The sequence below is a fragment of the Shewanella jiangmenensis genome (genome assembly GCF_018596335.1).
In the GTDB taxonomy this organism is placed as follows: Bacteria; Pseudomonadota; Gammaproteobacteria; order Enterobacterales; family Shewanellaceae; genus Shewanella; species Shewanella jiangmenensis.
The window spans coordinates 528496-545436 of sequence record NZ_JAHEPS010000001.1 but is presented as its reverse complement, the minus strand read 5'-3'; the positions used below and the strand labels follow the sequence as shown (position 1 = coordinate 545436).

General features: G+C 53.8%; 15 protein-coding genes. 13 read left to right on the top strand and 2 right to left on the bottom strand.

Features of this window, described 5'->3' with window-relative positions:
• Positions 1-11: 11 nt before the first annotated feature.
• The 11 genes from mazG (at position 12) to rpoS (ending at position 10531) form a co-directional block, all read left to right on the top strand.
• Entirely contained in the window at positions 12-839 is an 828-nt protein-coding gene (mazG, locus tag KJI95_RS02440) for a nucleoside triphosphate pyrophosphohydrolase (RefSeq protein WP_214505569.1), read from the top strand.
• 98 nt (positions 840-937) lie between these two features.
• Positions 938-2575, top strand: coding sequence for a CTP synthase (pyrG, locus tag KJI95_RS02435; RefSeq protein WP_214505568.1), 1638 nt, complete (start codon positions 938-940; stop codon positions 2573-2575).
• A gap of 217 nt (positions 2576-2792) precedes the next feature.
• Complete coding sequence (gene eno, locus KJI95_RS02430) at positions 2793-4088, top strand: phosphopyruvate hydratase (RefSeq protein ID WP_214505567.1); 1296 nt, start codon at positions 2793-2795, stop codon at positions 4086-4088.
• A 437-nt stretch (positions 4089-4525) separates the two neighbouring features.
• Positions 4526-4831 (top strand): cell division protein FtsB, encoded by a 306-nt coding sequence (ftsB, locus tag KJI95_RS02425; RefSeq protein ID WP_214505566.1) that lies wholly within the window; start codon positions 4526-4528, stop codon positions 4829-4831.
• Positions 4828-5595: a 2-C-methyl-D-erythritol 4-phosphate cytidylyltransferase gene (gene ispD, locus KJI95_RS02420; RefSeq protein WP_214505565.1), complete on the top strand. Its 768-nt coding sequence runs from the start codon at positions 4828-4830 to the stop codon at positions 5593-5595. Before ftsB ends, ispD begins: the two co-directional genes overlap by 4 nt.
• A 9-nt stretch (positions 5596-5604) precedes the next feature.
• On the top strand, positions 5605-6099 hold the full coding sequence (gene ispF / locus KJI95_RS02415) for a 2-C-methyl-D-erythritol 2,4-cyclodiphosphate synthase (protein WP_214505564.1): 495 nt from the start codon (positions 5605-5607) through the stop codon (positions 6097-6099).
• Positions 6092-7186, top strand: a complete 1095-nt coding sequence (gene truD / locus KJI95_RS02410) for a tRNA pseudouridine(13) synthase TruD (protein WP_214505563.1) — start codon at positions 6092-6094, stop codon at positions 7184-7186. The genes ispF and truD overlap by 8 nt, the downstream gene beginning before the upstream one ends.
• The gene (gene surE, locus KJI95_RS02405) at positions 7167-7913 is read left to right on the top strand and encodes a 5'/3'-nucleotidase SurE (RefSeq protein ID WP_214505562.1); all 747 of its coding nucleotides are present in this window, start codon (positions 7167-7169) and stop codon (positions 7911-7913) included. Before truD ends, surE begins: the two co-directional genes overlap by 20 nt.
• Positions 7910-8545 (top strand): protein-L-isoaspartate(D-aspartate) O-methyltransferase, encoded by a 636-nt coding sequence (locus KJI95_RS02400; RefSeq protein WP_214505561.1) that lies wholly within the window; start codon positions 7910-7912, stop codon positions 8543-8545. The genes surE and KJI95_RS02400 overlap by 4 nt, the downstream gene beginning before the upstream one ends.
• A gap of 30 nt (positions 8546-8575) precedes the next feature.
• Entirely contained in the window at positions 8576-9466 is an 891-nt protein-coding gene (locus tag KJI95_RS02395) for a peptidoglycan DD-metalloendopeptidase family protein (RefSeq protein WP_214505560.1), read from the top strand.
• Between the two features lie 81 nt (positions 9467-9547).
• Complete coding sequence (gene rpoS / locus KJI95_RS02390; protein ID WP_214505559.1) at positions 9548-10531, top strand: RNA polymerase sigma factor RpoS; 984 nt, start codon at positions 9548-9550, stop codon at positions 10529-10531.
• Positions 10532-10597: 66 nt separating this feature from the next.
• Here the strand turns inward: rpoS and mutS are convergent, their stop codons facing one another.
• On the bottom strand, positions 10598-13162 hold the full coding sequence (gene mutS / locus KJI95_RS02385; RefSeq protein WP_214505558.1) for a DNA mismatch repair protein MutS: 2565 nt from the start codon (positions 13160-13162) through the stop codon (positions 10598-10600).
• A gap of 401 nt (positions 13163-13563) precedes the next feature.
• Between mutS and recA the strand changes: the two genes are divergently transcribed.
• The gene (gene recA, locus KJI95_RS02380; RefSeq protein ID WP_214505557.1) at positions 13564-14631 is read left to right on the top strand and encodes a recombinase RecA; all 1068 of its coding nucleotides are present in this window, start codon (positions 13564-13566) and stop codon (positions 14629-14631) included.
• Positions 14632-15275: 644 nt separating this feature from the next.
• On the opposite strand, the gene KJI95_RS02375 is transcribed toward recA, so the two are convergent.
• Positions 15276-15569: a hypothetical protein gene (locus tag KJI95_RS02375; protein WP_214505556.1), complete on the bottom strand. Its 294-nt coding sequence runs from the start codon at positions 15567-15569 to the stop codon at positions 15276-15278.
• On the opposite strand from KJI95_RS02375, the gene KJI95_RS02370 reads away from it, so the two are divergent.
• Positions 15568-16050: a regulatory protein RecX gene (locus tag KJI95_RS02370; RefSeq protein WP_214505555.1), complete on the top strand. Its 483-nt coding sequence runs from the start codon at positions 15568-15570 to the stop codon at positions 16048-16050. The genes KJI95_RS02375 and KJI95_RS02370 overlap by 2 nt on opposite strands.
• The last annotated feature ends 891 nt before the right edge of the window (positions 16051-16941 follow it).

The following is a 16941-nucleotide window of genomic DNA, read 5'->3' as shown; positions in this document are numbered from 1 at the left end:
GAGGAATGCAAATGAGCGCCGAATTCAGTGCAAATGCAGAGCCAATTGCAGACATCAATCCGCTGCTGGCCATCATGGCCAAATTGCGCGACCCAGAGCATGGCTGCCCTTGGGATAAGGCGCAGCGCTTCGAGACCATAGTGCCCTTTACGCTGGAAGAGGCCTATGAAGTGGCCGACACCATAGAGCGGATGGATTTGGATGAGCTGCCGGACGAGCTTGGGGACCTTTTGTTTCAGGTGGTGTTTTACTGCCAGCTAGGCAAAGAGCAGGGGCTGTTTGATTTTGCTGAAGTGGTAAAGCGCATCTGTGCCAAGCTCACCTCCCGCCACCCCCATGTGTTTGGCGATATTGAAGTGAGCTCCAGTAAAGACGTGAAAGACAACTGGGAAGCGATAAAGGCCCGGGAGCGTAAAGCCAAAGACAAGCACTCGGTGCTTGATGATGTGCCGGTTGGCCTGCCGGCCCTTAGCCGCGCCGCCAAAATCCAAAAGCGGGTGGCGCGGGTGGGCTTTGACTGGGGCGAGCTGCCACCTGTGGTAGCCAAGGTGGAAGAAGAAATTGCCGAGGTGCTGGCCGAAGTGCAGGTCGAAAATCCCGACCCAGAGCGGGTCGCGAGCGAAATGGGCGACCTCTTGTTTGCAGTGGTCAACATGGCGCGCCACTTGGGTGTTGAGCCCGAGCAGGCGCTGCGACTTGCCAATCAAAAGTTTGAACGGCGCTTTCGCGGTGTGGAGCAGCTTGCCTGCGAAAATGGCAGACAACTGACTGATTATTCACTCGCTGAGCTCGATGGCTTCTGGGATGAAGTGAAACGCCAGGAAAAAACTCTGGGCTGAGGTTTGTCGAAAGCGGTGCTCTTTGATATACTGTCGCCCCGTCCTGGTGCTTCTCTTACAAGCACGTATTTTCACACTCATATTTTCTCAGGTTCAGCATGACGACAAGGTATATCTTCGTGACTGGCGGCGTGGTTTCGTCGCTAGGCAAAGGCATTGCAGCAGCATCATTGGCAGCCATCCTTGAGGCACGGGGCCTCAACGTGACCATCATGAAGCTGGATCCTTACATCAACGTAGACCCAGGTACCATGAGCCCGACACAACACGGCGAAGTGTTTGTGACAGAGGACGGCGCTGAGACGGATCTGGACCTGGGCCACTACGAGCGTTTCATCCGTACCAAGATGAACCGCCGCAACAACTTCACCACTGGTCGTATTTACGAAGAAGTACTGCGTAAAGAACGTCGCGGTGACTATCTGGGCGCCACCATTCAGGTTATTCCGCACATCACCAACGCCATCAAGGCCAAGGTGCTGGAAGGCGGCGAAGGCCATGACGTGGCCATCGTTGAGATTGGCGGTACCGTAGGCGATATCGAATCCCTGCCGTTCCTCGAGTCTATCCGTCAGCTGGGCGTTGAACTGGGCCGTGATCGCTCCATGTTCATGCACCTGACCCTGGTGCCTTTCCTTGGCGCTGCCGGCGAAGTGAAAACCAAGCCAACCCAGCACTCGGTAAAAGAACTGCGTTCTATCGGTATTGCGCCGGATATCCTGGTTTGCCGCGGTGACCGCGCTATTCCGGCCAACGAGCGTGCCAAGATTTCCCTGTTCTGTAACGTGGAAGAGCGCGCTGTTATCTCCCTCAAAGACGTTGACTCCATCTACAAGATCCCGGCGCTGCTGAGCTCTCAGGGGCTGGACGATCTGGTTTGCAAGCGTTTCCACCTGGAATGCAAACAAGCCGACCTGTCTGAGTGGGAAAACGTGATTTATCAGGAAGCCAACCCCAACGGTGAAATCACCATTGGTATGGTGGGCAAATACATCGAGCTGCCAGACGCTTACAAGTCTGTGAACGAGGCGCTCAAGCACGCGGGCCTGAAAAACCGCGTCACCGTAAACATCAAATACATCGACTCCCAGAGTGTTGAAGCCAAAGGCGATGAAGCGCTGGCAGGCCTCGATGGTATTCTGGTGCCCGGTGGTTTTGGCGAGCGTGGCGTGGAAGGTAAAATTCTTGCTGCCAAGTATGCCCGTGAAAACGAACTGCCTTACTTCGGTATTTGCCTCGGTATGCAGGTAGCCCTTATCGAGTTCGCTCGTAACGTGGCCGGCCTTGAAAATGCGCACTCAACCGAGTTCAACAAGCAAACTCCGCATCCGGTTGTGGGTCTCATCACAGAATGGATTGACGAAGAGGGTAATATAGAGCAGCGCGACGAAGCGTCCGATCTGGGCGGCACCATGCGCCTCGGCGCTCAGCTGTGTCACCTCAAGGCTGGCACCAAAGCCGCTGAGGCCTACGGCTCTGAAACCTGTATCGAGCGTCATCGTCACCGCTATGAAGTGAACAACCACTATGTGAAGCAGCTCGAAAAAGCCGGCCTCATCTTCAGTGGTCTGTCATCTGACCGCAAACTGGTTGAGATGATTGAACTGCCAAACCACCCATGGTTTGTGGCAGGTCAGTTCCACCCAGAGTTCACTTCCACACCGCGAGACGGTCACCCGCTGTTCGAAGGTTTTGTGGCAGCAGCCAGAGCGCACCAAAAACGCAACCTGAGCTGATGTTAAGAGCCGGTACCGCGATGGCAGTACCGGCTTTTTTGTTCTCTGCGGTCAATTATTCGCCGTTGCTAAATAAGCGATGGCACAAAAATACAGAAAAATCAGATACCCATATCAGGGTGCATTCAATTAGATACATGAGCTCAATGTAGCGCTGAGATGGGTATGGGTTTTTCTTTTAACTTAACCTTTAAATCAAGACTAAATCGAGGACATTATGGCTAAGATTATCAAAGTGATCGGTCGTGAAATCATGGATTCACGCGGCAACCCAACCGTGGAAGCCGAAGTACACCTGGAAGGTGGCTTTGTTGGTATGGCGGCTGCGCCATCCGGTGCTTCTACCGGTAGCCGCGAAGCGCTGGAACTGCGTGACGGCGACAAAGCCCGTTACCTGGGTAAAGGCGTGCTGAAGGCCGTTGACAACGTAAATGGTCCTATCCGTGAAGCCCTGCTGGGTAAAGACGCCACCGCTCAGGCTGAGCTCGATGGCATCATGATTGCACTGGACGGTACCGAGAACAAAGACAAGCTGGGCGCCAACGCCATTCTGGCTGTGTCTCTGGCCGCTGCCAAAGCCGCTGCTGCCGCCAAAGGCATCCCTCTGTACGCTCACATTGCTGAGCTGAACGGCACCCCAGGCCAGTACAGCATGCCTGTACCTATGATGAATATCCTCAACGGTGGTGAGCACGCTGACAACAACGTGGACATCCAGGAGTTCATGGTGCAGCCAGTGAGCGCCAAGAGCTTCCGTGAAGCCCTGCGTATGGGCGCCGAAATCTTCCACAACCTGAAGAAAGTACTGAAGGCCAAGGGCCTGAACACTGCCGTAGGTGACGAAGGTGGTTTTGCGCCAAACCTGGCTTCCAACGCCGACGCGCTGGCTGTTATCAAAGAAGCCGTTGAAGCTGCCGGTTATAAGCTCGGCACCGACGTGACTCTGGCGCTGGACTGCGCTGCCTCTGAGTTCTACAAAGACGGTCAGTACGACCTGTCCGGCGAAGGTAAGGTATTCAGCTCAAACGGTTTCTCTGACTTCCTTAAGTCACTGACCGAGCAGTACCCAATCGTGTCTATCGAAGACGGTCTGGACGAGTCTGATTGGGATGGCTGGGCTTACCAGACCCAAATCCTCGGCGACAAAGTGCAGCTGGTGGGCGACGACCTGTTCGTAACCAACACCAAGATCCTGAGCCGTGGTATTGAGCAGGGCATTGCCAACTCAATCCTTATCAAGTTCAACCAGATTGGTTCTCTGACCGAGACTCTGGCCGCTATCCGTATGGCTAAAGAAGCCGGTTACACCGCCGTTATCTCTCACCGCTCAGGTGAAACCGAAGATGCGACCATTGCCGATCTGGCCGTAGGTACCGCTGCCGGTCAAATCAAGACTGGTTCACTGTGCCGCTCTGACCGTGTTGCCAAGTACAACCAGCTGCTGCGTATCGAAGAGCAACTGGGTGAGAAGGCGCCTTACCGCGGCCTGAAAGAAATCAACGCCAAGGGTTAATCCCAGGGTACAGGTTGAAAAGGCTGCTGATTGTCTGGCAGCCTGAACCAAATCAATCCCAAGGAAGGTGCGAATAAGTCCCGTGCTTGCTCTGCGTGAGCTTACAGTGGATAGATGCAAGGCACAGTTCGCTGCGAATGGCCCTAGTCCTTCGCAAGAACTGTAACGTCGCAGATGCCATTGTAAGCCACGCCCTGCGGGGCTTTGCTAGCCACTCCATTTCATCGTTATTCAACTTCAGCAGGCCTCGGCATGCTTTCAGTTGAATGCCTTGAACCGTCGTCGCTATCAAAGCCAGAGCTGTGCGAGGACTTGTTCGCACCTTCCCTAAGGGCTAATCGCCTGATAAAAATTGACTGAATGCGTAAAAGGCCACCCCCAAGGTGGCCTTTTTTGTTGTAATATCTCCCCAAATTCATCCAACTCCCATGTAAACCATGAAGCAATTCGTTTTCGCTTTGCTTGCACTGCTGGCGCTGCTGCAATACCGACTCTGGTTTGGCGACAATGGCCTGAGTGAGTATTTCTCACTGAAGGATAAAATTGTGGTGCAAAAAGAAGGTAATGCCACCTTGCTTGAGCGCAATGAGGTGCTGAAAGAGGAAATTCTGGATCTTAAAAGCGGCACTGAAGCGCTGGAAGAGCGGGCACGTAACGAATTGGGATTGGTGGAGCAGGGAGAGACCTTCTTCCGGGTGGTAGGGAACGAGTCCCGCACTCAGGACCTGCAGGAAAATCAATGACCGCAATTTTCTCCGATGATGTTAAACCCGAGGCTTGCCAAGGGCGTGTGATTGCGATTGTCCCTGCCGCCGGCATAGGCGCAAGGATGGGGGCGGCCGTACCCAAGCAGTATTTGCCCCTGTGCGGCGCGCCAATTTTGTCGCACACCCTTCGCAGGCTGTTAAGCCATCCCGGCATAGATATCGTGGTGGTGGCACTGGGTGAGGGCGATAGCTGGTTTGACAGTTTGCCCGAGGCAGGTCATCCCAAACTGGTGAAAGCGCGCGGCGGCAAAGAGCGCGCCGACTCTGTGCTGTCTGCCTTAGGCTCTGATGTGTTTGGCGAAGCGGACTGGGCGCTGGTGCACGATGCTGCGCGCCCTTGTCTCACCCATACAGATATAGATGCGCTGCTTGCCAGTCGCAGCCGTTTTCCGCAGGGCGCCATTTTGGCCATGCCGGTGCGTGACACCATGAAGCGCGCAGGCGGCGATGGCGCAATCAGCGAAACCGTGTGCCGAAACGCGCTCTGGCACGCGCTCACGCCGCAGCTTTTTAATGCGAGTGCACTAAAACACAACCTTGAACAGGCGCTGGCTGCCGGGGCTGTTATCACAGACGAGGCGTCGGCAATGGAGTGGGCCGGGGTACACCCCGGGCTTGTCAGTGGCCGCGCCGACAATATCAAGGTGACTCATCCGGACGATTTACAGCTGGCGGCCCTATTTTTAGAAGCCCAGCAGGTTCTACAGGCCCAGCAGGCGGCTGAGCAAATTAGCAGTTAAGGAAACCCGATGAAGTTCAGAATTGGCCACGGCTTTGATGTGCACAAGTTTGGCGCCGAGCGCCCGCTAATCCTTTGCGGGGTAGAAGTGCCCTATGAAACCGGCCTAATCGCCCACTCCGATGGCGACGTGGTGCTGCATGCCATCAGCGACGCCATTCTCGGCGCCATGGCACTGGGTGACATTGGCAAGCATTTTCCGGACACCGACGCCGCATACGAAGGCGCAGACAGCCGGGTGCTGTTACGCCACTGTTTTAAGCTTGCCGGTGAGCGTGGCTTTGCTATCGGCAACCTCGATGTGACCATCATAGCTCAGGCACCAAAAATGCTGCCGCATATCGAAGCGATGCGCGCCGTGCTTGCGGACGATCTTGCCACCGACATCGGCAATATCAACGTCAAAGCTACCACCACCGAAAAACTGGGTTTTACCGGCCGTAAAGAAGGCATTGCGGTCGAAGCCGTGGTTTTAATGATTAACAGCGGAGAAACCCATGTCTGAGCTCTTTTATTTGTACGGCAAGCCGGAAGTTAAGGCCGATATTCGCAGCCACAACAGCGACTTTCAGGTGAAGGAAATCCTGCCTTTTGTGCCTGAAGGCGAAGGCGAGCACCATCTTATCCATATTCGTAAGGATGGCCTTAACACGGCGCAGGTGGCTGAGATGCTGTCGAAGTTTGCCGGCGTGCATCCCAAAGAAGTGACCTTTGCCGGTCAGAAAGACAAAAACGCCATTACCGAACAGTGGTTTGGCGTGCGTATTCCCGGCAAAGAAACCCCGGATTGGGCGGCCATGAGTAACGAGCAACTTACCGTGCTGTCGTTTGCCCGCCACAGCAAAAAGCTGCGTACCGGCGCGCTGTCCGGCAACCGTTTCACGTTGGTGCTGCGTAATGTCAGTAACCCCCAGGCGCTGGTAGAGCGCGTTAAGCAAATCGAGCAGGGCGGTGTACCGAACTACTTTGGCGAGCAGCGCTTTGGCCATGATGGCGGTAACCTTATCAAGGCGCGGCAGATGTTTCAGGGCCGTAAAGTCAAAGACAAAAACAAGCGCAGCCTGTATCTCTCGGCGGTGCGCTCTGAGCTGTTTAATCAGGTAGCAAGTGCCCGTCTTACGCGTTTTGGCGCCGCGCCCATCGAGGGCGATTGCGTGATGCTGTCGGGCTCACGCAGCTTCTTTACCGCAGAAAGCTGGGATGACACCCTAACCAAGCGCCTTGCCGAGCAGGACATTCAGCTGTCGGTGCCGCTTTGGGGCCGTGGTCTGCCGCTGGCCGTTGGTCAGGCAGGCGAATTTGAAGCCGAGGTGCTCTTGCCATTTGCCCTTGAGCGCGATGGCCTTGAAAAAGAAGGATTGTCGCAGGAGCGGCGCGCGCTGCTGCTCAGACCCGAGCAGCTGTCATACAAGGTTGACGGCAATGCCGTGACGCTGGATTTCTGTCTGCCGGCCGGCGCCTTTGCCACCAGTGTGCTGCGTGAGCTGTGTGATTATCAGGACGTGAAAGAGCTGGAGTGGCGTGCAGCAATCGCTGAGCGAGATGCCAAAGAGGCAGAGCAGGGCGGCCAAGATGAAACTGCTGGTCAGTAATGATGATGGGGTGCATGCCCCCGGCATCAAGGCGCTGGCGGAGGCCTTAAAAGCCATCGCCAGTGTCGAAGTGGTGGCACCTGATCGCAATTGTTCTGCTGCAAGCAACTCGTTAACCTTGACTAATCCATTGAGAATTAATAGGTTAGACAATGGTTATATCTCAGTGAATGGTACGCCGTCGGATTGCGTGCATATCGCAATCCGTGAAATTTGCGACGCTGAACCGGATTTGGTGGTGTCGGGCATCAATGCCGGCGCCAACATGGGGGATGATACCCTCTATTCCGGCACAGTGGCGGCGGCCATGGAAGGGCGTTTTCAGGGCTTTCCCGCCATCGCCATTTCGCTGTCGGCCCGTGCGCCCAAACATTACGATGCCGCCGCACAAATTGCGGTGCGGATTGTTGAGGGGTTGAAGGCGCATCCGTTACCGGCGGATCAGATCCTGAACGTGAACGTGCCCGATCTGCCACTTGAGCAAATCAAAGGCATCAAGGTCACCCGCCTTGGCGCCAGGCACAGGGCTGAAGGTGTGGTCAGAACCACAGATCCCGCCGGCCGCGAGATTTTCTGGCTTGGTCCCCCCGGTGAAGAGCTGGATGCCGGTGAGGGAACCGACTTTGGCGCCGTGGCCGCAGGCTATGTTTCCATAACACCGCTGACAGTGGATCTAACGGCTTACAGTCAACTGAACGCATTGGCAAACTGGATAGAGAAGATATGAAGCAAACCGGGTCGACGGTGGCAATCAATCTGGCTAAAAAGCTCCATGAAGCGGGTATTCGTGACAATGCCGTGTTGCAGGCCATTGCCAATACCCCAAGGGAGCTGTTTCTCGACCCGGCGCTGGCCCACAAGGCCTATGAAAACACCGCCCTGCCGATAGGGCAGGGGCAAACTATCTCCCAGCCTTACATAGTGGCGCGTATGACCGAACTCATTATGCGCCGCCGCCCGACCCGGGTGCTTGAGGTGGGAACCGGCTCTGGCTATCAGGCCGCCATTTTAGCGCAGCTGGTGCCCGAGCTTTGTACCATAGAGCGGATTAAGGCGCTGCAGATTCAGGCCAGGCAGCGGCTTAAGTGGCTTGATTTGCACAATGTTTCATTTAAGTACGGTGATGGCTGGCAGGGCTGGCCAAACCGTGGCCCGTTTGATGCCATCATGGTGACAGCGGCCGCCGCAACCGTGCCATCGGCACTGCTCGAGCAGCTCAGCGACGGCGGGCTGCTGGTGATCCCCGTGGGGGACGATTCGCAGCAGCTGATGGCCATTAGCCGCCGCGGGGCAGACTTTGTTTCCGACGTGGTTGAATCAGTAAAGTTTGTTCCTCTCATCAATGGCTTGTTAGCCTGAATCTCGAAGATGTCGTAAGGGAGACAAGCCATGTTCCGACTGACACTCCTTTGCTTGATATTGGCTGCACTCGTTGGTTGCAGCCTGCAATCCCATGCCCCAGCACCGGTCGAAACCGCCGGCTCCAAGAAAAAATCTGCACTTTCACGGGGAAGTCTGACCAGTGACAGCTATCGGGTGAAAAAAGGCGATACGCTTTACTCGATTGCCTGGGCCGCTGGAACGGATTACCTGGAATTAGCCAAGATTAATCAATTAAATAAACCGTACACCATCTACCCAGGGCAGACATTATCCCTGAGCGCCAGGGCAAATGTTACAAAATCAACATCTGCAACTAAAGGTGTCAATAATCAATCGCGTGGTTCGGGTTCTTCTGAAAAACGCGATAAAAAACAAAGTGGTAACTCAGCAAGTGCTACTGCTGGCGCCGGTGCGGCGGCGTCAAAAAAAACGCTTGATCAGCAGAATAAAGCTGATTACTCTGTAACAAGTTCACAACAAAAATCTAACCAAGATGCTACCCAGACAGATGGCCTACCGGATCAGGTAGCGCGCTGGATGTGGCCGGCGACGGGACGACTGGTGGGCTCCTTCTCTGCAAGAGAGCAGGGGAGTAAAGGGATCAAAATTGCGGGAAGACGGGGAGATCCGATCCGCTCTGCAGCTGAAGGCCGCGTGGTATACGCCGGCAATGCGCTCAGAGGATACGGCAATCTCGTTATCATCAAGCACAGTGAAGACTTTCTCAGTGCTTATGCCCATCTCGACAAGATCCTGGTGACAGAAAAGCAGCAGGTGTCCGTAGGACAAACAGTTGCAACCATGGGCAATACCGACTCGCAGCATGTGGTGCTGCACTTTGAAATCCGCCTTCACGGCGTATCGGTTAACCCGCTCAAATATTTGCCGAAGCAATAATTTTTGGCAGCCATTTTGGCAATTGGAGGAAGAAAAAGTGTAGGAACTTATTGTTTAATTTAGGGTTTGGGAGAGTTAATTATGAGCTTGAAAAACAATACTCTTGTTGCCGATGAGCTTGTAGATTTTTCCGGAAGCGAGCCAGAACTTGAAGCCAATGTGGAAGGTGAAGAAGTTGATCTGGTTCAGGAACTCGAACTGGAACATCAGGTCCAGGACGATTTACAACGCAATCTTGATGCCACTCAGCTCTATTTGAGCGAGATAGGTTTTTCCCCCCTGCTGAGCGCGGAAGAAGAAGTTTATTATTCCCGTAAAGCACTGCGTGGCTGTGAAAAGTCACGTAACCGCATGATTGAAAGCAACCTTCGTCTTGTAGTGAAAATAGCGCGTCGCTACAACAACCGTGGTCTGGCACTGCTTGACTTGATTGAAGAAGGTAACCTTGGCCTTATTCGTGCCGTTGAAAAGTTTGATCCTGAAAGAGGATTCCGTTTTTCCACCTATGCCACCTGGTGGATCCGCCAAACCATTGAGCGCGCCATCATGAATCAGACCCGCACTATACGTCTGCCAATTCATGTGGTGAAAGAGCTCAACGTCTATTTGCGTACTGCCCGTGAGCTGGCGCACAAGCTCGATCATGAGCCGACAGCGGAAGAAATTGCCGCCAAACTGGGGCTGTCCAGTGTCGATGTCAGTCGTACCCTTAAGCTCAATGAAAAAATCACCTCGGTGGATGTGCCGCTCGGTGGTGACAATGACAAAGCCTTGCTCGATGTGCTGCCCGATGATGATTCAGTTGGTCCCGACTTTCAGGTGCAGGATGAAGATATTTCCTGCTCTGTGGTGAATTGGCTCAATGAACTCAATTCCAAACAGCGCGAAGTGTTGGCACGCCGTTTTGGACTGCTCGGCTACGAGCCTTCGACTCTCGAAGATGTTGGCGCCGAAATTGGTTTAACCCGGGAGCGGGTGCGGCAAATTCAGGTGGAAGCCCTCAAGCGCCTGCGCGACATTCTGAGTGCCCAAGGGCTGTCGGTCGAGGCCCTGTTTAGGACCTGATGCAGTGAGCTTGTGGCAATAAAAACGCCTCCATTAGGAGGCGTTTTGTTTTGTGTTACTTCAGGCTTACAGCATCCGCTTGAGCTCATACAGCAGCTCAAGTGCTTCCCGTGGGCTTAGCTCATCCGGCTGCAGTTGACGCAGTTTCTCTTCGACCTTCGATGGTTCACTTGGCGGCGTAAGCGGCAGGCTGTGCTGCCTGGTATCGCCCTGACTGTGGTCGCGACTCTCAAGCTGATGCAACTTGTGTTTGGCGGCGCGGATAACCACAGCGGGGACGCCGGCCAATGCCGCGACCTGCAGGCCATAGCTTTTGCTGGCGGCGCCTTCCTGCACTGCGTGCATAAAGGCGATGGTGTCGCCATGTTCAATTGCATCCAAATGGACGTTATGCACGCCGGCAATCAGCTCCGGCAGCTGAGTCAGTTCGAAATAGTGGGTGGCAAACAAGGTCATGGCTTTCAGCTTGTGGGCCAGATACTCAGCCGCCGACCAAGCCAGTGATAAGCCATCGTAAGTCGATGTGCCGCGGCCGATTTCATCCATCAGCACCAGACTTTCGCTGCTGGCGTTATGCAGAATATTGGCCGTTTCGGTCATTTCTACCATAAAGGTCGAGCGGCCGGAGGCAAGGTCATCGCTGGCACCGATGCGGGTAAATATCCGGTCAACCGGGCCAATCACCGCGCGTTCGGCAGGCACAAAGCTGCCGATATGGGCCATCAGGGTGATAAGGGCGACCTGGCGCATGTAGGTCGACTTACCGCCCATATTGGGGCCTGTAACTATCAGCATGCGCCGCGCGCCGGACAGCTCAACCGGGTTTGGAATAAACGGGCTTTGGCTGACCCGCTCAACCACAGGATGGCGACCGGCTTCGATATGGATGCCGGCAAGATCACTGAGTTCCGGGCAATGGTAATTAAAGGCATCGGCGCGCTCGGCAAAGTTGGCAAGCACATCGAGCTCGGCCGCAGCGCGGGCAAAATCCTGCAGTTCGTGCAGTTTTGGCAGTATGAGATCGAAAAGCTCATCCCACAGCATTTTTTCGAGCGCCAGCGCCTTGCCCTGACTTGAGAGCACCTTTTCTTCGTATTCTTTAAGCTCAGGCGTAATGTAACGTTCGGTATTTTTAAGGGTTTGTCTGCGCTGATACGCGATAGGCACCAAAGCTGACTGGGCGCGGCTTACCTCGATGTAATAGCCGTGGACCCGGTTAAAGCCGACCTTGAGGGTCGCAAGTCCGGTGCGCTCTTTTTCACGCAGCTCCATCTGCTCAAGATAGTCGATGCCGCCATTGCTGAGATTGCGCCACTCATCCAGTTCACTGTGGTAGCCTTCGCGAATGACGCCGCCATCGCGGATAAGCACCGGCGGATTATCAACAATGGCGCGGCAGAGCAGATCATATTCGGCCGGAAATTCCCCAAGGAGCAGCGCCAGAGATTTAAGATGACGGGCGTTTACCGACTCCAGTGTGGACTTGATTTGCGGCAATATCCCGAGCGCATCCCGAAGGCGGGCAAAGTCCCGTGGTCTGGCACTTCTCAGAGCAAGCCTTGCCAGAATTCGCTCGACGTCGCCAAGGGCTTTAAGCTCACCTCGCAGGGTTTCGTAAAGCCCGGTTTCAAGAAGTTCAGCCACCGCGCCCTGTCGGGCGCGCACCAGATCATGATTACGCAGTGGCTGATGGATCCAGCGCTGCAGCATGCGGCTGCCCATGGCGGTGGCGGTATTGTCGAGCACGCTGGCAAGGGTGTTTTCCCGCGAGCCCGACAGGCTTATGGTAAGCTCGAGATTCCGTCTCGTCGCGGCATCAAGAATAATGCTGTCGCCCTGATTAAAGCGCACGATGGAATTGATGTGGGGCAGTGCGGTGCGCTGGGTATCGCGCACGTATTGCATCAGACAGCCGGCGGCCTGCAGAGACAAACGCGCATCTGTGATGCCAAAACCATGCAGATCGCGGGTCTGAAACTGCTCAAGCAGCAAACGGATGCAGGTATCGTAATCAAATTCCCACTCAGGACGGCGACGTTTGCCCTTGATATGGTTGATTAAAGTCATATCCGGGAAGTCTTCGCTGTACAGAAGCTCGGCAGGGCTTGTGCGCTGAAGCTCGGCTTCCAGTGCTTCGCGGCTTGGCAGCTCTGCAATCACAAAGCGGCCGGATGCAACATCGAGCGTAGCATAGCCGTAGCCCACTTTGCCCTGATACACGGCCGCGAGCAGATTGTCCTGGCGCTCCTGCAGCAGGGCTTCGTCGGTCAGGGTGCCAGGCGTTACTACCCGCACAACCTTACGTTCGACCGGACCTTTAGAGGTGGCCGGATCACCAATTTGCTCACAAATGGCAACCGATTGCCCCTGCTGAACCAGCTTGGCAAGGTAGCCCTCCACCGCATGGTAAGGAATACCGGCCATAGGAATAGGATCGCCACCACTTTTGCCGCGGGCGGTCAGGCTGATAGCCAGCATTTCAGAGGCACGTTTGGCATCATCGTAAAAGAGTTCGTAAAAATCCCCCATGCGATAGAAGAGCAGCATATCCGGGTGTGCTGCCTTCATGGTCAGATACTGACGCATCATAGGGGTATGTTTTTCCAAATCGTCCAAGTCTGTACTGTTCATCATTTCTCTGGAATATCAGCTTATCTCTGGAATATCTGCGCGGCTGTTGATCTGTGCGCCCACGAAGTGCCCAAGGCTGGGATTGGCTGACCACATTTTTGCTATCAGCAGATTCAAATCATCTGTTGATGCCGCTGTGGATACGCTCACTTGTGGTTATGCGCCGCTGGGGATATGCAATATGGCGCCCAGTCTACCAAGTTTTGCGTCAAAGTGATCCTTTTCAATTCAACACCCTGACGACATCAGAAAGCGGCTGTACGAAATTTATTTTGTACAGGGGTTGATACTGTATGATTGTACAGTATACTAGCTTTCAATATGTACAAATACACAGGGCTTTTGCCTGCATAGCGCTAAACCGTTGCATCGTCGCAGCTTTTGCTGTGTGAGAGGGAACCATGAAAATCGATCCAAATAAAGAGAAAGCACTTGCCGCCGTTCTTGGCCAGATTGAAAAGCAATTTGGTAAAGGCTCCATTATGAAGCTCGGTGAAGACCGCTCCATGGACGTGGAAACCATTTCCACCGGCTCGCTGGCTCTGGACGTGGCCCTTGGTGCCGGTGGTCTGCCAATGGGACGTATCGTTGAAATCTACGGCCCTGAGTCTTCCGGTAAAACCACTCTGACGCTTGAAGTGATTGCTGCTGCGCAGCGCCAGGGTAAAGTGTGCGCCTTTATCGACGCCGAACATGCGCTGGACCCTGTTTATGCCCGCAAACTTGGGGTCGATATCGATAACCTGCTTTGTTCTCAGCCAGACACAGGTGAGCAAGCACTGGAAATCTGTGACGCCCTGACCCGCAGCGGCGCCGTTGACGTTATCATCGTCGACTCGGTGGCCGCCCTGGTACCCAAGGCTGAAATCGAAGGTGAAATCGGCGACTCTCACGTAGGCCTTGCTGCCCGTATGATGAGCCAGGCCATGCGTAAGCTTGCAGGTAACCTCAAGCAGTCCAACACGCTGCTGATTTTCATCAACCAGATCCGTATGAAGATTGGTGTGATGTTTGGTAACCCAGAAACCACCACAGGTGGTAACGCGCTGAAATTCTATGCTTCTGTGCGTCTTGATATCCGCCGTACCGGCGCTATCAAAGAAGGTGAAGAAGTGGTGGGTAACGAAACCCGCGTTAAGGTAGTTAAAAACAAGATTGCAGCACCATTCCGTCAGGCTGACTTCCAGATCCTTTACGGTCAGGGCATTAACCGCACCGGTGAATTGGTTGACCTTGGCGTACTGCACAAGCTGATTGAAAAGTCAGGTGCCTGGTACAGCTACAAGGGTGACAAAATTGGTCAGGGCCGCGCCAATGCCACCAAGTATCTGGCCGAGAATCCAGAGCTGGCCGGTGAAATCGAGCGTACCTTAAGAGAAATGCTGCTTTCCAACCACGGCTCTTCTACAGCCAATGCTTCTGAAGATGGCGATGAAAACATCGACTTTGAAACCGGTGAAGTGTTTTAAGTCCCGCTGTAATAGATAGCTCTCTTTAGACACCTGTCTGTCTAAAGAGAGGTGGGCTAAGCCTGCAATGCTTACAGGCTTAGCCCAAGCTTTTTTTCTTGCCGCTTTCTCGTCGGGTGTCCGTTTTCTGGCATTTAGGCGTGGTTTGGCCTCACTCTTTGCCCTTAGGTGTAACCAACACCTTTTCTTCGGGGCGTGGTTTTCTCGTCTGGCCGGGTGTTTTTTACAGCTGGATTCTCTCTTTCGTCAGGGCTTTTCTCTTACATCAGCCCTTCTCTCGCAGCATCAGGTTTCTAGGTTTCTAGGTTTCTAGGTTTCCAGGTTTCCAGGTTTCCAGGTGTTTAAGTGTATAGGATTCTGGGGTGCGTTTGGGCTTTATCTTCAGCTTTGATGACTTTTTGGCACAGGACTAATTAATAGACCCAACAGGCACAGAAATCAGAGCTTGAGTGATTGGCTGCAGAGTTAACCTCTACCTTGATATCAGAACCTGCGGAATTGCCAAGCCTTGGCGGCCAAGGATTAAACTCAGCCAAGGACTGAGCCAAGGACTGAGCTGAGCCAAGATGTATCTGACGCAAAGATTGACCTGAGGCAAGATTAAGCCTGTGCCGTATTCAAGCGGCACTTGGTTAAAGTGCTGCTCAGTTAAGCCTGCGCAGTGACAAGGGGAAGTTTACCCGGAACAAAGCCAGAGCCAAAGCCAAAGCCAAAGCCAAAGCCAAAGCCAAAGCCAAAGCCAAAGCCAAAGCCAAAGCCAAAGCCAAAGCCAAAGCCAAAGCCAAAGCCAAAGCATACCTGAGTAAGTTAGAGCCGAGTATCCGTGAATCCGGCGCAAAGCTCAGTACCGCCAGAACACTGCTTAAAGGAGCTAAAATGTTTAAGTCGCGCGCAAAAAGTGCTGCCACACAAACCGAGCAGGAAGCACCCGATGCCATGAAGCTGGCGCTTGCGCTGCTTGCTCGGCGTGACCACGGCCGAGCTGAGCTTAAGGTCAAGCTTATCGCCAAGGGGTGTGAGTCGATTGCAGCCGACAAGGCGCTTGATGATTGTGAGGCCAGGGGCTATCTCTGCGACAGCCGTGTTGGTAACTCTGTGCTTCGAACTGCGGTCGCAAAAGGTCAGGGGCTGGCACGGGCTAAACAGGCGATGATTGCCAAAGGCCTGGATAAAGAGGTGATAGCGCAAAGCCTGGATGCCAGTGATGTAGACTGGTATGCCCTTGCCAGAGCCAAGGCGCTGAAAAAGTTTGGTGCCGGTAAGCCGGTGGATGCCAAAGACAGAGCAAGGCGGGTTCGGTATTTGGTCGGGCAGGGATTTGGCTTTGACCAGATTTCCAAAGCACTTGATGTTGACACGGATGCCTTTGACTGCGACAGCTTTGACGGCGATAACCCTGACGGCCATAACCTTGGCTAAAAAAACCTTGACTAAGATAACCTTGACTAAGATAACCGTGATTCAGCTGAACAGCGCACTGAATTTCCCTGACGTTTTTATCTTTTAGTTCGTTTGGGTATCTGTTGCCGCCTTTATTTTTATACCATTCATTGTCGGTGCACTGTGTTTCTTTCACAGTTTGACTGTTTCTTTGGCCTTAGCGCTGCTCAAGACTTTGGCGCTATTCGACACGTCGGCGCTATTCGCTATTTTGGTACTTATCTTGCCTTTAGTGCTTTGCCTAAAAAATTGAAGTTCATATAACATTCTGTGTTTTGGTGTCATCAGCTCTTGTCTGTAAAGGGCCGCTGAACCAGTGCTTTCTTTTGTTCCCTAAACCTCCGCTGCATACGGCTGACTTTATGGCCTGTTCGTTCGCTTTAGCCTGAACACACCACCAAGGTTTGGGCATTGCCTTGAAGCGGCCTTGGGCAGTAGGCGCCCACAACCGACCTGACTATTTATCTCGCGTTATCTCACGTTATCTCGCGGCTGTTATCTCGCTGCTGTCATTTCTCAGATATTGCGCTCTCGGCTACTACGCATTTGGCTATGACGCATTTGGCTATGACGTTATCGACACTTGCCCGTAGATGAAGAGAGGTGCGATCCACAGCAGAATGCCACTGTCGGTTGCAGCTTTTGGCGCACTTTTCAGCGTCTCAATTCATTTACGATGCTGGCAAATACTAACCTCGGTTTTATACCTACCTTAACCAGCGCTCTTTCTTCGGTTGATGCCTTGATAAGCGGCGCGCCAGCGCGGGTTTTCCTGATGGCTGCGCTATCTTCTTGCGAAAGCTTTTGGTTATAATGACCCCCAAATTTTTGTCGCTGCCCCGTGGATGTGGCCGCGACTTGTCGAATCTG

What these genes read in the sequence shown, in the direction of transcription:
- surE (WP_214505562.1), top strand. Translation starts at nt 7,167, where the DNA reads ATGAAACTGCTGGTCAGTAATGATGATGGGGTGCATGCCCCCGGCATC.
- rpoS (WP_214505559.1), top strand. Translation starts at nt 9,548, where the DNA reads ATGAGCTTGAAAAACAATACTCTTGTTGCCGATGAGCTTGTAGATTTT.
- KJI95_RS02400 (WP_214505561.1), top strand. Translation starts at nt 7,910, where the DNA reads ATGAAGCAAACCGGGTCGACGGTGGCAATCAATCTGGCTAAAAAGCTC.
- KJI95_RS02395 (WP_214505560.1), top strand. Translation starts at nt 8,576, where the DNA reads ATGTTCCGACTGACACTCCTTTGCTTGATATTGGCTGCACTCGTTGGT.
- pyrG (WP_214505568.1), top strand. Translation starts at nt 938, where the DNA reads ATGACGACAAGGTATATCTTCGTGACTGGCGGCGTGGTTTCGTCGCTA.
- KJI95_RS02370 (WP_214505555.1), top strand. Translation starts at nt 15,568, where the DNA reads ATGAAGCTGGCGCTTGCGCTGCTTGCTCGGCGTGACCACGGCCGAGCT.
- ispF (WP_214505564.1), top strand. Translation starts at nt 5,605, where the DNA reads ATGAAGTTCAGAATTGGCCACGGCTTTGATGTGCACAAGTTTGGCGCC.
- KJI95_RS02375 (WP_214505556.1), bottom strand. Translation starts at nt 15,569, where the DNA reads ATGGCATCGGGTGCTTCCTGCTCGGTTTGTGTGGCAGCACTTTTTGCG.
- truD (WP_214505563.1), top strand. Translation starts at nt 6,092, where the DNA reads ATGTCTGAGCTCTTTTATTTGTACGGCAAGCCGGAAGTTAAGGCCGAT.
- ispD (WP_214505565.1), top strand. Translation starts at nt 4,828, where the DNA reads ATGACCGCAATTTTCTCCGATGATGTTAAACCCGAGGCTTGCCAAGGG.
- mutS (WP_214505558.1), bottom strand. Translation starts at nt 13,162, where the DNA reads ATGAACAGTACAGACTTGGACGATTTGGAAAAACATACCCCTATGATG.
- mazG (WP_214505569.1), top strand. Translation starts at nt 12, where the DNA reads ATGAGCGCCGAATTCAGTGCAAATGCAGAGCCAATTGCAGACATCAAT.
- eno (WP_214505567.1), top strand. Translation starts at nt 2,793, where the DNA reads ATGGCTAAGATTATCAAAGTGATCGGTCGTGAAATCATGGATTCACGC.
- ftsB (WP_214505566.1), top strand. Translation starts at nt 4,526, where the DNA reads ATGAAGCAATTCGTTTTCGCTTTGCTTGCACTGCTGGCGCTGCTGCAA.
- recA (WP_214505557.1), top strand. Translation starts at nt 13,564, where the DNA reads ATGAAAATCGATCCAAATAAAGAGAAAGCACTTGCCGCCGTTCTTGGC.